Genomic DNA, 15,453 nt, shown 5'->3' on the forward strand with positions numbered 1-15,453 from the left:
GGTCACGCCATTTGCTCAGAAGGAGGTCACTACGATGCTCCTGCGGGAGGAAGCGGAAAAGAAGGAAGAAATCCTCCTCAGCCCCCTGGCCAGTTTAAGCAGCCGCACCCGGGGCCGCCGGCAACCGGAGGAGCCTTGCCCCATTCGCACCGAATACCAGCGCGACCGTGACCGCATCATCCACTGCAAGGCCTTCCGGCGTTTAAAACATAAGACTCAGGTTTTCATCTCCCCTAGCGGGGATCACTACCGTACCCGCCTGACCCATACCCTGGAGGTGGCCCAGATCAGCCGGACCATCGCCCGGGCCCTGCGCCTCAATGAAGACCTAACGGAGGCCATCGCCCTGGGCCACGACCTGGGGCATACGCCCTTCGGCCATTCCGGCGAAGAGGCCCTGAACGAGGTCGTCCCCGGCGGCTTCAAACACAACCTCCAGAGCCTGCGGGTGGTAGAGATCCTGGAAGGCGGCACCGGCCTCAACCTCACCTGGGAAGTCCGGGACGGCATCGCCCATCATACCGGCCCGGAAAACCCCCAAACCCTGGAGGGCCGGATTATCCGCTTCGCCGACCGCATCGCCTATATCAACCATGATATCGACGACGCCCTGCGGGCCGGGATCATTGACCAGAAGGAGCTGCCGGAGTCCTGCCTGCGGGTCCTGGGGGACAGCCACCGCCAGCGCATCGATACCATGGTTACGGACATGATCTACTATAGCTGGCAAAAGGGCGAGATTGCCATGAGCCCGGAGGTCCAGCAGGCCACCGACACTTTGCGCAGCTTTCTCTTCGCAAAGGTATATATAGGTTCCCGGGCGAAAACGGAAGAAGGTAAAGCCAAAAAGCTCCTGCAGCAACTCTATCATTATTATATCGAACACCCGGAGGAACTGCCGCCGGCGCGCTGCGGCGACGACCTGGCCCGGCGGGCCTGCGACTACATCGCCGGCATGACCGACAGCTACGCATTGCTCCTCTATAACAGGCTCTTTGTTCCCTCCGGCTTTCCCACATAAAAATGGGAAGGTGGTGGAATCTCTTCGCCCGTCAAGCTATCCGCTCGCTGACGAAGCGGCGGCAGGATTCCTTCACCTTCCATTGCCTAGTATATCCGCTAGCCCTTAAACCTATACAACCAAATTTACCAGGCCGGAGCGTGAGCGTGCTCCAGGGGCAGGTATAGTGCGGCCTAGCGCCCCGGCAACCCGTTCCCGGCCAGAAAAAAGGGAGTACCGGGCGGTACTCCTTAAAAAATTAAAAAAGGGAGGTTTAAAAAGGATGAAGGTATTGCCCTTCAACATATAGTATAGCATAAGAATAAATAAAAGTCAGCCGGCCGGGGAAAAAACTTTAGGGTGCCAGCTGCGGCCGGTTACCCTGGTGCCGGTAGCTCCTAACGAAGTAGGGCTCGGGATTCACTGCCTGGTTTTAAAATAGGGCTGGAAAATCGGCAGGATAACCCCGCGGTAAAAAACGTAGAGGGTGCTGCCGCCAATGAGAGCAATGAGGATAAAAGCCAGGACCCTGGTCATCTTGCCACCTCCTGTACGCTAATTTTACCGCTTGCCAGGGCGTTATATGCAGCCCGGTGAAGGTATAATCTGGTAAAGCAGGACAAATAATAGGAAAAAGCGAAAATCAGGGCTGGAAAAGAGGATATTTCGTTCTGATAGCGAATTGTATATGAGCATCGGGTTAGATATCGAGGTGGTGTCCGTGACAACCGCCTGCAATCAGGATGTGGTCCATGAGGTCAAAGAGCGGGTAGACATAGTTGAAATTATCGGTGGCTACGTCCAGCTGAAAAAACGAGGTCATTCCTATGTCGGCCTGTGCCCTTTTCATAATGAAAAGACACCGTCCTTTACCGTCAGCCCCGATAAACAGGTTTTTTATTGCTTTGGCTGCGGTGCCGGTGGTGATGTCCTGACTTTCCTCATGAAGCGGGAAGGCCTTAGTTTTCCCGAAGCCCTGGCGGCCCTGGCGGCCAGGGCGGGCGTCGAGCTGGCGGTGAAAGAGGAAACCCCGGCGGCCCGGCGACAGCGGGAACAGCGGGAACGCTTGTACCGGCTGGGGGCAGTAGCTGCCAGCTTTTATTATCGCATCCTGGCCCGGCACCCGGCCGGGGCCCCGGCCCGGAGTTACCTCCAGGGGCGGGGTATAAAAGGAGCCACAGCCCGGCAGTTTGAGTTGGGCTACGCCCCGAACACCACCGGCGCCCTGGTGACCTACCTGCAGCGCCAGGGCTTCACACCGGAAGAGATCGCCCAGGCAGGTTTAAGCCTCAGCTGGCCGCCCCGAGGGTTGATGGACCGTTTCCGGGGGCGGCTCATGTTCCCCATTAAAGACAGCCGCAGCCGGGTTATCGGTTTCGGCGGCCGCGTTCTGGGGGAAGGCCAGCCCAAGTATCTCAACTCGCCGGAGACGCCGCTATTTCATAAAGGCCACCACCTCTTCGGCTTGCACCTCTCCTTGCCGGGCATCCGCAGGGAGGGCCGGGCCATCCTGGTCGAAGGTTATATGGATATGATCGCTGCCTGGCAATATGGCATCGACAACGTCGTCGCCTCCCTGGGTACAGCCCTGACGACTGAGCAGGCCCGGGAATTAAAAAAATACGCCCGGGAGGTGGTTATCGCCTATGACGCCGACACCGCCGGCCAGACAGCCACCCTGCGGGGCCTGGATATCCTCAGCGCTGCCGGCCTCCAGGTGCGGGTACTGCAGTTGCCTGCAGGTAAAGACCCTGACGAGTTTTTGGCTGCCCGGGGGCCGGAGGCCTTCCGGGAACTGGTATCCCGGAGTCTGGCCCTCATGGAATTCCGCATTTATCAAGCAATCCAGGAGCACGACCCGACCACGGCCGCCGGCAGGCAGGCCGTCATGGAGCTCCTTCTCCCGCATCTGCGCCAAGTAAAGGATGCTGTAGAACAGGAGAGTTACGCCCGGCTCCTTAACCGTTACACCGGTATTTCGGAGACAGCCATACTAAGGGATATACGCCACCAACCTGTAGCCCGGGTTAGGGTAGATAAAACCAGGTATACTAGGGACAGCCACACCAGGACTGTTACCGCCCCCCACCAGGCAGAATTCTTCCTCCTGCGGGCCTACCTGGCCAGCCCCGCCCTGGCGGCCCGGATCGACGCTCAGCTGGGTTCGGACTGGTGCCGGGATCAGGCCGCCCAGGGGCTGGTGGCCGCCGTCAGGGAACAACGCCAGGCAGTACCGGAACTGGCCGGTGCGGAACTAATCGCCAAACTGGATCTGCGGGCCGAACCGCAGCAGGAAGCCCTCTTGGCCGGGATGACCCTGGCCGAAGATCTAGGGCCAGTCGAAGAGCGGGCGGTAAATAAGGCTATCCGTCTGCTGAAACTCCAGCAGCTGCAAAGGCAAACAAAATCATTATGGCTGGAACTGGCCCGGGCGGAGGATGCCGGCCAGCCAGAACAGGCCCGGGAACTCCAGGGAAGAATCTTTCACCTCCAGCAAACCATAAACTCGTTAAAACTAGGAAGGGGGGAGTCATGGTGAAAGAAGAACAGCGCAAGCAGATGGTCAAAGAACTGATCGAAAAGGGCAAAAGCCAGGGATCCTTAACTTACGGCGATATTATGGATGCCCTGCAGGGAATCGAACTCTCCCCCGAACAGGTTGATGAGATCTACGAACAGTTGAATCACATGGGCATTGAAGTTGTGCCCGAAGCCGCCGAACTGGAGGCTCTGGAGAAGGAAGACGGCGAATCCGGGGAGGCAGATGCGGACCTCGACCTCTCCATCCCGGAGAATGTAGCCCTCGATGACCCGGTGCGGATGTACTTGAAGGAGATTGGCCGGGTGCCCCTGCTGACCCCGGAAGAAGAGATTGAACTGGCCAAGCGCATGGAGGCCGGCGATGAGGAAGCCAAGCGGCGCCTGGCCGAAGCCAATCTACGCCTGGTGGTCAGCATCGCCAAGCGCTACGTAGGCCGCGGCATGCTCTTCCTGGACCTCATCCAGGAGGGCAACCTGGGGCTTATCAAGGCGGTGGAGAAATTTAATTACCGTAAGGGATTTAAATTCAGCACCTATGCCACCTGGTGGATCCGCCAGGCCATTACCCGGGCCATCGCCGACCAGGCCCGGACCATCAGGATCCCGGTGCATATGGTCGAGACGATCAATAAATTAATCCGGGTCCAGCGCCAGCTACTCCAGGAACTGGGCCGGGATCCCTCCCCGGAAGAAATCGCCCACGAGATGGATATCCCCGTCGAGCGGGTACGGGAGATCATGAAGATCGCCCAGGAACCAGTATCTTTGGAAACACCCATCGGCGAAGAAGAAGATAGTCACCTGGGGGATTTTATCGAAGATGAAGACGCCCAGGCCCCGGCTGAGGCTGCTTCCTTTATGCTCCTGCGGGAGCAGCTGGAAGAAGTCCTGAATTCCCTCACCCCCAGGGAAAAACGGGTGTTGCGCCTGCGTTTCGGTCTCGACGACGGCCGTGCCCGGACCCTGGAGGAAGTAGGCCAGGAGTTCGGCGTCACCCGGGAACGGATCCGCCAGATCGAAGCCAAGGCCCTGCGCAAGCTCCGCCACCCCAGCCGCAGCAAAAAGCTGAAGGATTATCTGGAGTAATAGAGGTGTTAGCTACCTGGCCGGTTAGCCCGGCAGCGAAAGCCGGGTGGCCTACGTGGGTAGCGTGGTTGCGCAATAATGGCGGCAGGTAGCCCCGGAGCGTGTCAGGTAAGATAGGTTTAACTGGTTGTTGACCGGAGGGACATTCCGGAGTATAATATGAGAGGTGGTTTTCCTCGGTAGCTCAATGGTAGAGCGCCCGGCTGTTAACCGGGTGGTTGCAGGTTCGAGCCCTGCCCGGGGAGCCAGAAGGGGCCCATAGCTCAACGGTAGAGCTGCCGGCTCATAACCGGTTGGTTCCTGGTTCGAATCCGGGTGGGCCCACCAATATACGTCGGAGCAAGGTCAGAAGCTGGAGGTCAAAGAGGTGACCATAGCTTGCTGACCTTTTTCATTATCATGACAGGCAAACTTGTTTTTACCCTGCCGGTCCGCTTGCGGGCCGTGGCCGCCCTTGTCCCGGCAGGCAGTGCCGTAGCCGATATTGGCAGCGACCATGCCTTCCTGCCCCTATACCTGGCCGGCAGCGGTCGCTGCACCCGGGTCATTGCCGTTGAGGTGGCGCCGGGACCCTACCGCCGTGCTCTGGCTGCCGTCCAGGCTGCCGGCCTGGGTGACCGTATCGAGGTCCGCCGGGGTAACGGCCTGGCACCCCTGCAGCCGGGGGAGGTAGATACGGTGACCATGACTGGCCTGGGTGCCGTCACCCAGCAGGAGATCCTGGCCGCCGGGCCGGAGGTCCGGCGGCAGTTGCGCCACTTGGTCCTGCAGCCCCAGGGCAAAGCCGGACCCCTGCGCCGCTACCTGGCGGCCGGCGGCTGGCGCCTGGAGGACGAGGACCTGGTCCTGGCGGGCGGGCATTATTACTTTATCCTGGCCGCTGTCCCCGGAGAGAGCCCGGCGTATAGTGACCTGGAGTGGCAGTTAGGCCCCCTGCTGCTGCAAAAGCGGCATCCCCTGTTGGCTGGTTATATTCTGGATAAAATGGAAAAACTAACGGCAGCCGCCGGTCAACTCTCCCAGGCCCGGGGGGCGGTGGCCCGGACACGGCGGGGAGAATTAGACCGGCAACTGGCCCGGCTACAGGAGGTAGCAACATGGCTGCAAAATGTGGTGAAATCATAGCCATAATGGAAGCCCTGGCCCCACCGGAATTAGCGGCCGAATGGGATAATGTGGGCTTGATGCTGGGAACGCCGGAGGCCGACGTCCGGCGCGTACTGATCTGCCTGGACGTAACCCCGCCGGTGGTGGATGAAGCGGCTGCCCGGGGGGTCAACCTGATTATCAGCCATCATCCCCTCTTTTTCCGGCCGGTGAAGAGCCTGCGCTATGACGAGCCCCTGGGAGGGATGGTCCGGCGTCTCCTCCAGGAAAACCTCATGGTCTATTCCGCCCATACCAATTTAGACAGCGCCGACCTGGGGGTCAGCTACCACCTGGCCGCCAGGCTAGGGTTGGAGGACATCCGGGTCCTGGTCCCCACCTATCGAGAAAAGTATTACAAACTCGTCACCTTTGTCCCTGCCGACCACGAGAAGGTTGTCCGGGAAGCCCTCACCCGCGCCGGAGCGGGCTGGATCGGCAACTACTCCGACTGCACCTTCAGGGTGGCCGGCACCGGTACCTTTTTACCACTGACGGGAACCCAGCCTTACATCGGCGAGGAAGGCAAACTGGCGGAGGTAAAGGAATACCGCCTGGAGACCATTATTCCCACCAACCGCCTGCCGGAAGTCCTCAAGGCCCTCCTTAAGGCCCATCCCTACGAGGAAGTGGCCTATGACATCTATCCCCTGGCCAATGAAGGCCCGGCCCAGGGTCTCGGCCGTATCGGCGTCCTGCCCCAGGTCTTGGGCCTGGAGGAATTCAGCCTGCAGGTCAAAGAAACCCTGGGTGCCAGCCGGGTCAATGTAGTGGGCGCCAGGGAGCGCAGGATTAAAAAAGTAGCCGTCTGCGGCGGCGCCGGCAGTGATGTTATGAAAGCCGCCTGGGATGCCGGGGCCGACGTCCTGGTAACCGGTGACCTCAAATACCACGAAGCCCGCCAGGCGGAGAGCATCGGCCTGGCCGTTATCGACGCCGGTCATTTCGCCACCGAGAGGTTAATTGTCCCCGCCCTGGTAACCTATCTGCAAGAGCAATTGCAGGAGCGTGAGGTGATGGTCCTGGCCTCCCAGCAGGAGCAGGAACCCTGGTACCCATTATAAAGGGGGTATGAACATGGGCCTCAGTCAGCTGTGGGATTTGCAAGAGATGCATCTCCGCCGCCAGGAATTACAGCGCCAGATGCAGACGTCCGCCCTGGCCAGGGAACTCAAGAAGGAAAAGGAACACCTGGAAGCCATGCGGGAAACGCTGCGTACCAGGATGCAGGAACGGGAAGAGCTTTTACAGGAGGTCGCCGCCCGGGAGAAGATTTGTCACGAACTGCAGGCCAAAAGGAAGCATCTGGAGACCAGGCTCTATAGCGGGACGACCAATAACCCCAAGGAATTGAACAGCCTGCAGCAGCAGATGACAACCCTTGCCGCCGATTTACAGGCCGCAGAAGAAAAAACCCTGGCAGCCACCTCCCGCCATGAGGAACTGGACGACTGGCTGGCGACCAGCACCGCCGCGTTCCAGGCCGGTAGGGAAGCCTACCGGGAAAAACTGGCCGGCTACCGCACCTGGCTGGCGGGCCTGCAACAAGAGATTGACGTCCTGGCAGCCAATGCCGCCCAGCTGGAGGGAGAAATCGAGCCCCAGCTCCGGGACCTGTACTGCCAGCTACGGCGCCGCCTGGGGGGTAGGGCCCTGGCCCGGGTGATCAAAGGCAGCTGCAGCGGCTGCAACCTAATGCTTCCTTCCTTCACGCTGCGGGAGATTCGTTCCGGCAAAACGGTCTACTGCGAAAGCTGCGGCCGCCTGCTGCTGCCGTAGGGACGTAAAACAACCCCGCATCGTGACATTTTCTCAGTCCGCTTATAGGGTGACAATATCACTGTCCGGCGACAAGAGTGATCGCGAATAGTTGACAGCCGGGGTCCACGGTGTTATACTGAACATCCACAGAAAAAGTGCATATGGTGCTTTTGAGTAAACCGGATGGTCGCGGGCGTAAAGGCGCGCATAGCGCGCCGGCGCCTGAGGAAAGTCCGAGCTCCGCAGGGCAGGGTGCTGGATAACGTCCAGTGGAGGCGACTCCAAGGATAGTGCCACAGAAACAGACCGCCCGGCACCTTATGGTGCCGGGTAAGGGTGGAAAGGCGAGGTAAGAGCTCACCAGCGGTTAGGCGACTAACCGGCTCGGTAAACCCCACCTGGAGCAAGACCGAATAGGGGGACAAGAGGGGTGGCCCGCCCCGTCCCCGGGTAAGGTCGCTGGAGGCGCCAGGCAACTGGCGTCCAAGATAGATGACCATCTAAGACAGAACTCGGCTTACAGGTTTGCTCAAAAGACCTTTGGCTACACTTATAGGTTATCACCTCTTCTTATGGGCCACATTTTAGGACCTGGAGGAGGTGATAATCTTTTTCATTTAGGGATGGTTGCTTTTTTGCCCCTTTACCGGACCGCGAAACCATTGTTGATCACCGCAAGCACTCCTGTTATCATATTATTTAAGACCGGAAATAAGACTAAACTCTACTATAGGGCATTGTTTTACGGTTCAACGTGGGACTACTATCGAGTCAAATGGCTTGCGGGAGGCTTTTTGCAGTAGAAACATAAATAGATTTAGAAATAGTTCAAGTAGGAATAAGTACAAAAAAGAATGCTTGGGGGGAGGGTAACCGGTATTGGGCAGCCTGGCGGTGGCTTTGACGGGACATGAATTAGGCGAGTTTTTCCGGCAAAAGGGCAAAGTCTTTACTTTTCGCGCCGGTCAGGTGGTATTTATGGCCGGAGAGGAAAGTAATCGCGTGTTTTTTATTTTAAGAGGGCGCGTCAAAATATATCGCTTAACACCAAGCGGCAGCAGTGTTACGGTATCCATCAGGCATCCGGGAGAAATCTTTGGCCTGGCGGAGGTACTCGGCGGCAGCGAACGCGTTTGTTTCGCCGAAGCCTTAGAGGAACTAGAAGTAGCAGGGCTTAAAAATAAAGATTTTGAAACCATGTTATTAGATAACCCTGTCTTTGCCGGAACAATAGCCATTATCCTGGCGAAACGTTTAAGGGAAGCAGAAACGATTATTTACGAGATGGTTTGCTATCAAGCTCCCAGCAGGTTGGCCCATTTGCTTTTAAAACTGGCCGGCTGCTGCGGCCAGGCTGAACCCAACCCCGCGGTGTCCCAGCTAAAATCCCAGAGAATTAAGTTGGGAATACGGTTAAGTCACCGGGAAATAGCGGAAATGATTGGCTCTTCGCGCCAGACGGTGACATCTATACTTAATGCTATGGTGCGGGAAAAAGCCATTGATATGAGGTATAAGGAAATTATCGTTCTTGATCGTAAAAAGCTTGAGAGATGGCTAGTTGTTTAAAGGGGTGAGTTTTTACTGGCATAAAGGCGCGGCAGTGGCCGCTTTTATTTTTTTGTCGCGAAGAAGACAGTTTTTTTGACCTTGACCAGACAATTCCGTGAGATGTTAGTTGCTAAAATAAAAGCAGTGAAAAGTACCACAAACATTTAATTAAAGGAGGTTGAAAATCGAAAGTTAATGTTTTTTGAAGGGGGGTTGAAAGGCGGGATGAGTTTGTTTCGTTTTTGTTAACAGTTAACAAGTGATAATGAGCTTTTTTGTAAGCGAGAGGAGGGAAAAAATGAGTTATTTTATTGATAATGCCCGCCTGGCGGAAATTGATTTTAAAAAGTGTATGGGAAGTTTAATTATTGCTTGGCTGGCCTTTGCCGCTATTATAATTTTCGTCCCTACCGGCAAAGAACTGACGGCGGCGGGGAGAGCTACCCTGGCGGTACTTGTCTGGGCAGTAATTATATGGCTAACTGATGCCGTCCCTAAAGGTGTTTCCGGATTGGCAATCCCGCTCCTCCTCGTTCTTACCGGTGCCCTGAAAAAAATTCCGGAAGCCTTTGCGGGCTACACGAGCAATGAGGCCTTCTTGGTCCTGGGCGCCTTTCTTTTTGCGGCAGTGATCCAGCAAGTGGGGTTGGATCGCCGCATTGCCTTGACAATGGCAGCCCGCGCCACTTCCAAGGCCAGCGGCCTGCTAAAAGCTTTCTTTTCCGCCCACATCGCCTCAGCCCTTATTATACCTGCCACCATCGCCCGCGCCGCGACCTATTTTCCCCTTATCAAGGGGATGAATGCCCTTTTTCCAGCAGGCGAAGAGGGAGCGCGGGCGCGCAAGGCCCTTTCCATGGCGGGGATAGGCTTTGGGGCCACTCTGGCTGCACCCCTGTTCCTGACTGCCCACATGCCCAATGTCATCATGGCCACCCTTTTCAATACCAAATTTAATGCCGGGTTTACATGGTTCAAATGGTTCTGGCTGCACTGGCCGCTGATCGGGTTGATGCCGCTGGTGTACGGGTGGATGACCTGGCAGTTCCGGCTGGGCCGTATTGAGGTGCCGGGAGGAAAAGAGGAGCTCGTCGAGATGAAGGAAGCCCTCGGGCCAATGTCCCGGGCTGAAGGCTCGGTGCTGGCGTGCTTTGGCGTAGCCGTTCTGCTCTGGGCCACTGAACCTATCCACCACATCCAGACCGGGCCGGTAACCCTGATAGCCGTCTTGCTCCTTTTTACTCCTGGTTTAACTCCTGTCTCCTGGCGCAAGGCCCAGGAAAAAACTATCTGGGGAACATGGCTGATGCTGGTCGGCGCCCTTTCCCTGGCTGCGGCCGTGGGCAAGACCGGCCTTGATAAATGGGTTGCCGCCACGGTTTTCGGCTCTTTCCCTCACTGGCATTGGATTCCCTTGTTGTTAGTAGTCACTATAATCGTGCAAATACTGCGCCTCGGCATTTGTGCCAATGTGGCTGCAGTAGCCCTCATGGCGCCGATGTTGGTCGCTATCGGCCCGAAATTAGGCTTAAACCCCATTGCCTTTACCCTCGCCGTCGCAAATGTCGATACCTATGCTTTTTTGCTGCCCTATGAAGTAGCCGCCTGCCTGATAGCCTATGGTTCCGAAGAGTTTACCTTCCTTGAATTCTTTAAAGCGGGGGCACCTATAACCCTCTTGGCCCTTCTTTATATGACCTTCGTGATGGTTCCATGGTGGGCACTGAATGGCTACCCCATCTGGGTACCTTGATAGTTTAACAGTTTTTTGCTAAAAAATACTAAATTACGAAAGGGGAATAACAATGGCAGGGAAACTACCGGGCAAACTTGACGAGGTCGAGCAGTTAATATTTAAAACAGACGTCCTGGTAATCGGCGCCGGTAACGCGGGCTGTTTTGCCGCTATTGAGGCCAAAAAGCTGGAGCCGAATCTACAGGTAACCTTAATGGAGAAGGCCCATATCGATAGGAGCGGCTGCCTGGCCGCAGGGATGGACGCTATTAATACCTATATTAAGAAAGGGCGGACAATCGAGGAATTTGTGCGCTGGAGCCGTTCCCAGGCTGGCGGCCTTATTCGCGAAGACCTGACGCAGAGCTTGGCTGAGGTTCTCAATCAACCCGCTGAGGAGTGGGAAGAATGGGGGCTGCCTATCAAAAAGGACGAAGATGAAGAGTATCATACCCGGGGCAAATGGGATATAACCATTAGAGGCTCGGAGATGAAAGTTATCCTGGCAGAAAAGGTGCGGGAATATGGTTGCCAGATCCTTAACCGAGTAGTAGCGACGAATTTGTTGGTCGTAGACGGCAGGGTTATCGGGGCTGCCGGCTTTGGGGTGCGGGACGGCAAAATGTATATCGTCCTGGCGCGGGCCGTCATTGTCTCTACCGGGGGCTGCGCGGGGCTTTATAAGCCGTACACCAACGACGGCGTGGACAGCCACCACCATCTCTGGTATTGTCCCTTTAATACCGGCGCCGGTTACGCCATGGGCATCCGGGCCGGGGCGGAAATGACCACCTTTGAAATGCGTTGGTGCGCTACCCGGACCAAGGATTTTAACGGGCCCATTGACACCATTTCCGTAGGTTACGAGACACCGATGATCAATGCCAAAGGGGAAAAGGTTTTACAAGAACGCTACGCCCATTTAGGGGGCGAAGCGGCCCCGCGTTTTATCCGGGCCAATGTGCCTATGGAAGAATGGCTTAACGGTAGGGGGCCGTGCTTTGTCGATACCAGGAGCATGAATGATGAAGATATCAAAGACATGAAAACGGATTACCTTAATGAACGACCGGCTTTCGTCCTTTACCTGGCGGCTCGCGGGCAAAACCTTAAGGAAGAACCCATTGAACTATATGGCAATGACCCCTACATTGTGGGCGGGCACACGGCCAGCGGCTACTGGATTGATATAAAGCGGGCGACAACTTTGCCCGGCCTGTTTGCTGCCGGCGACGTGGCCGGCGGCACGCCCAACAAATTTGTGGGCGGCTGCGCTGCCGAGGGAATGCTGGCAGCGCGCGGCGCCGTGGAGTATCTCCAAACGCTTTCTACCTTGCCGGAAGTCAGCCAGGAGCAAATCATTAAAGAACGGGACCGGGTTTTTGCCCCGGCCATCCGCCAGGCAGAGACAGGAGACGGCATTACGCCACGGGAAATGGAAGAGCGCATGCAGCGGTTGATGGATGAATATGCCGGCGGTATTCACCAATTTTACCGTATGAATGGTACCCAACTCCAGTTTGCCTTGAAAAATATCCGCATCCTCAAAGACCAGACCAAATACCTGATTGCCCGTGACCTGCATGAGCTTATGGAAGCCCATGAGGTGATTGACCGTTTAGATGTGGCTGAGGCGCTGTTGCACCATCTACTTTTCCGGGAAGAGACGCGCTGGCCGGGCTGGCAGACGCGCACTGATTTTCCTGAGCGCAACGATGCAAAATTCGACTGCTTTGTAAACTCGCGGCGCAATCCGGATACAGGAGAGATTGAAGTATTCACCCGCCCCTATGAGCAAATAGTGCCAGGAGATCGTTACTTGCCCTAAAATGACTAAAATGACTAAAATGACTAAAATAAGGAAGCAAGGAGGAATGAGCAATGCCGCCCAGAGTAAACCTCGCCAAATGCGACGGCTGCAAGGCCGAAAAAGAACCCTTGTGCGAACAGATTTGTCCAGGGGACCTGATGACCCTAAATCCGGCAACCCAAAAAGCTTACTGCCGTTCTCCCAGGGACTGCTGGGACTGCATGTCCTGCGTGAAATCTTGCCCCCAGGGGGCGATAGAAACCAGGTTACCGTACCAGATCGGTTATTATGAAGCCAAACTAATACCCCTTATGGGCACGAACCGCATTACCTGGACCTGCATCGACATCAACGGCAAAGTAGAACGCTTTTCCTTTAAAACCCGCAACGACTAACCACTAAGGGTTGCCTGTAGGGGCGCCCCAAACCGGTGCCCTTGCAGGCTAGTGGAACAAAGAGAGGTTCACGCTATGTCGGGACCGCAAATCGGCCTTTACCTCTGCCAATGCTGGGGCGAGATCGGGCGCTGGGTAGATATGGAAGGCCTAGCCAAAACAATGGGCAAGAAAAAAGGAGTCAGTGTCTGCCGTGTTCACGAAGCCTGGTGCAGTAGAGACGGTCTAGAGGTCATCAGTCAAGACATCAGGGAAGGCAAGGTGGACAGGGTAGTCCTGGCCGGCTGCTCGCCGAGGGAAAAAGAGGGTATTTTCCGCCAGGCAATAGAAGCGGCCGGGTTAAACCCCTACCTCCTGGAGCGTTGTAACTTGCGCGAGCAATGCGCCTGGCCTCATCGCGACGACGTTAAGACGGCTTACCTGAAGGCGGTAAACCTGATCAATATGGCCCTGGCCCGCTCGCGCCGGGGGGAGCCATTAACACCCCTGGACTTCGCGGCCCGCAAGACCGTCCTGGTGGTGGGTGCCGGTATTGCCGGGTTGAGCGCCGCCCTGGATCTGGCGGCCGCCGGGGTAGAAGTAATGGTGGCCGAAAAGGAAGCCTTTATCGGCGGCAAAGTAGCCAAATTTTACCGTTATTTTCCCCGCCAGTGCCCGCCGTCCTGCGGTTTAGAATACCTGACGGCGGAGATCAAGAAAACCCCCCTGATTACTATTTACACCCTTACGGAAGTCAGCGACATCGCCGGCGGGCCGGGCAACTTCCAGGTACAACTGCGGCAGCGGCCCCGCTACGTTGACATAGGGGCCTGCACCGCCTGCGGCAAGTGCGCCGAGGTCTGCCCGGCAGAGGGCTCCTGGAACGGCCCGTTGCCGGCGGCGGGAAAAGCCATCAGCCTCCCGGGAGGCTTCGCCTATCCTCTGGCCTATGTTTTGGATAAAGAAGCCTGCCGCGGGGCGGATTGCAACCTGTGCGCGGCAGCCTGCCCGGCCGGGGCCATCAATTTAAACGCCGTCGAGCAGGAGTTCTCCTGGGAAGCGGGGGCTATTATTTGGAGTACCGGCTGGCGGCCCTATGATGCTAGGCTCCTGGATATATTTGGTTACGGTCGTTGGGCCAATGTAATCACCAACCTGGAATTTGAACGCCTGGCAGCGCCCGACGGCCCGACAAAAGGGAAATTATTGCGCCCTTCAGACGGCAGGCCGGTAAAGCGCGTGGCCTTTATCCAGTGCGCCGGCAGCCGTGACATCAACCACCTGCCGTACTGCTCCCAGGTTTGCTGTGCCGTAACCCTTAAACAGGTCCAGTACGTCCGCGAGCTGGCGCCGGAAGCCGAAAGTTATGTTTTTTATATGGACCTGCGGGCAACCGGCGAATATGAAGCCATGTACCGGCGTGTCCAGGAAGAAGGCATGGCCACCTTTATCAGGGGCAATCCGGCGGCGGTAGAGGAGGAACCTTCCAGCGGCCGCCTTACCATCTTGGCCGAAGACACCCTGGCCGGCGAGGCAGTACGCCTGGAAGATCTCGACTTGGTAGTACTGGCGGTAGGTATGCAACCTGAGGCGGGGCCGGAAAGATTTATTGAAAATATTGCCGGCTGGGAGTTTCCTTCCGGCCACGTCCAGTGTTTCCCCTTTGAGACCCAGCGCCGCGGTATTTATGTTGCCGGTTGCGCCCATAGTCCCATGGACGTTTCCGCCGCCGTCCGCAGTGCTGCCGGGGCGGCCATGAAGGCCATGACGGTAATAGGAGGCGATTTCACCGTAGCCCCTACCGTTCCAGTGGTCGATAAAAATAAATGCGATAAGTGTAAGCGCTGTATGGAAGAATGCCCCTTCGATGCCTGGGGTTGGGATGAAACCGAGTACCCTGCCCCCGATTTACGTAAGTGCCGCCAGTGCGGTATCTGTGAGGGCGGTTGCCCGTTAGGAGTTATTTCTTTACGCAACTTTACCATAAAGCAACTGACGGCCATGGTGGAAGCAATAGATATGGGTTTTCTCGGGCGGGAGGAACCAGTAGTTGTTGCTTTCCTATGCGCTAATGACGCCTACCCGGCGGCCGACCAGGCTGGGCGCAAAGGCCGGCGGTACCCCCCCAACATCCTGGCTATTCCGGTACCCTGCGCCGGGGCGGTTAATATGAAAGTGGTAGTGGAAGCCCTGACGGCCGGGGCCGACGGCGTGCTGGTGGGGGGCTGCCCTTCGGACCAGTGCCATTACCGGCAGGGCAGCGACCTGGCCGCAACGCGGCTGGCCAACGTGGGCGAGACGCTGCAGCGGATGGCCATTGAACCGGAGCGGGTACGTTTAGTGCGCCTGAAAGCAGATGACGACAGCTTGTTTGTAACGGAAGCGGAGCGGTTCGTGGCCGAGTTGCGGGCCTTAGGGCCCAGCCCTTTGAAGCCTTAAGGGGGCGGGA

At 57.0% G+C, this 15,453-nt stretch carries 11 protein-coding genes, 2 tRNA genes and 1 other RNA gene; all 14 read left to right on the forward strand.

Annotation, left to right across the window (positions count from 1 at the left end; all coding sequences use genetic code 11):
• Positions 1-34: 34 nt before the first annotated feature.
• Complete coding sequence (locus SDD30_RS05540; protein WP_434073936.1) at positions 35-1,021, forward strand: deoxyguanosinetriphosphate triphosphohydrolase; 987 nt, start codon at positions 35-37, stop codon at positions 1,019-1,021.
• Between the two features lie 667 nt (positions 1,022-1,688).
• Complete coding sequence (gene dnaG, locus SDD30_RS05545) at positions 1,689-3,539, forward strand: DNA primase (RefSeq protein ID WP_434073937.1); 1,851 nt, start codon at positions 1,689-1,691, stop codon at positions 3,537-3,539.
• Entirely contained in the window at positions 3,533-4,627 is a 1,095-nt protein-coding gene (gene rpoD, locus SDD30_RS05550; RefSeq protein ID WP_434073938.1) for an RNA polymerase sigma factor RpoD, read from the forward strand. Before dnaG ends, rpoD begins: the two co-directional genes overlap by 7 nt.
• Positions 4,628-4,800: 173 nt before the next feature.
• Positions 4,801-4,875 (forward strand) — tRNA-Asn (locus tag SDD30_RS05555).
• Between the two features lie 4 nt (positions 4,876-4,879).
• Positions 4,880-4,954: transfer RNA gene (locus SDD30_RS05560), tRNA-Ile, on the forward strand.
• A 51-nt stretch (positions 4,955-5,005) separates the two neighbouring features.
• Positions 5,006-5,752: a tRNA (adenine(22)-N(1))-methyltransferase gene (locus SDD30_RS05565; RefSeq protein ID WP_434073939.1), complete on the forward strand. Its 747-nt coding sequence runs from the start codon at positions 5,006-5,008 to the stop codon at positions 5,750-5,752.
• The gene (locus SDD30_RS05570; protein WP_434073940.1) at positions 5,725-6,837 is read left to right on the forward strand and encodes a Nif3-like dinuclear metal center hexameric protein; all 1,113 of its coding nucleotides are present in this window, start codon (positions 5,725-5,727) and stop codon (positions 6,835-6,837) included. The genes SDD30_RS05565 and SDD30_RS05570 overlap by 28 nt, the downstream gene beginning before the upstream one ends.
• A 13-nt stretch (positions 6,838-6,850) precedes the next feature.
• Entirely contained in the window at positions 6,851-7,552 is a 702-nt protein-coding gene (locus SDD30_RS05575) for a zinc ribbon domain-containing protein (RefSeq protein WP_434073941.1), read from the forward strand.
• A 153-nt stretch (positions 7,553-7,705) separates the two neighbouring features.
• Positions 7,706-8,070, forward strand: an RNA gene (gene rnpB, locus SDD30_RS05580) — RNase P RNA component class A.
• Between the two features lie 343 nt (positions 8,071-8,413).
• The gene (locus SDD30_RS05585) at positions 8,414-9,103 is read left to right on the forward strand and encodes a Crp/Fnr family transcriptional regulator (protein WP_434073942.1); all 690 of its coding nucleotides are present in this window, start codon (positions 8,414-8,416) and stop codon (positions 9,101-9,103) included.
• Between the two features lie 280 nt (positions 9,104-9,383).
• A complete protein-coding gene (locus SDD30_RS05590) occupies positions 9,384-10,838 on the forward strand; it encodes an SLC13 family permease (RefSeq protein WP_434073943.1) in 1,455 nt (484 codons plus the stop codon).
• A gap of 52 nt (positions 10,839-10,890) precedes the next feature.
• On the forward strand, positions 10,891-12,648 hold the full coding sequence (locus tag SDD30_RS05595; RefSeq protein WP_434073944.1) for an adenylyl-sulfate reductase subunit alpha: 1,758 nt from the start codon (positions 10,891-10,893) through the stop codon (positions 12,646-12,648).
• Between the two features lie 53 nt (positions 12,649-12,701).
• Positions 12,702-13,025 carry a 4Fe-4S dicluster domain-containing protein gene (locus SDD30_RS05600; protein WP_434073945.1) on the forward strand — a complete coding sequence of 108 codons (324 nt, stop codon included), beginning with the start codon at positions 12,702-12,704 and terminating at the stop codon, positions 13,023-13,025.
• A 75-nt stretch (positions 13,026-13,100) separates the two neighbouring features.
• The gene (locus SDD30_RS05605) at positions 13,101-15,443 is read left to right on the forward strand and encodes an FAD-dependent oxidoreductase (protein WP_434073946.1); all 2,343 of its coding nucleotides are present in this window, start codon (positions 13,101-13,103) and stop codon (positions 15,441-15,443) included.
• Positions 15,444-15,453: the final 10 nt, after the last annotated feature.

It is taken from the genome of Moorella naiadis (nom. illeg.), from assembly GCF_051020825.1.
GTDB lineage: Bacteria > Bacillota > DSM-521 > Neomoorellales > Neomoorellaceae > Neomoorella > Neomoorella naiadis.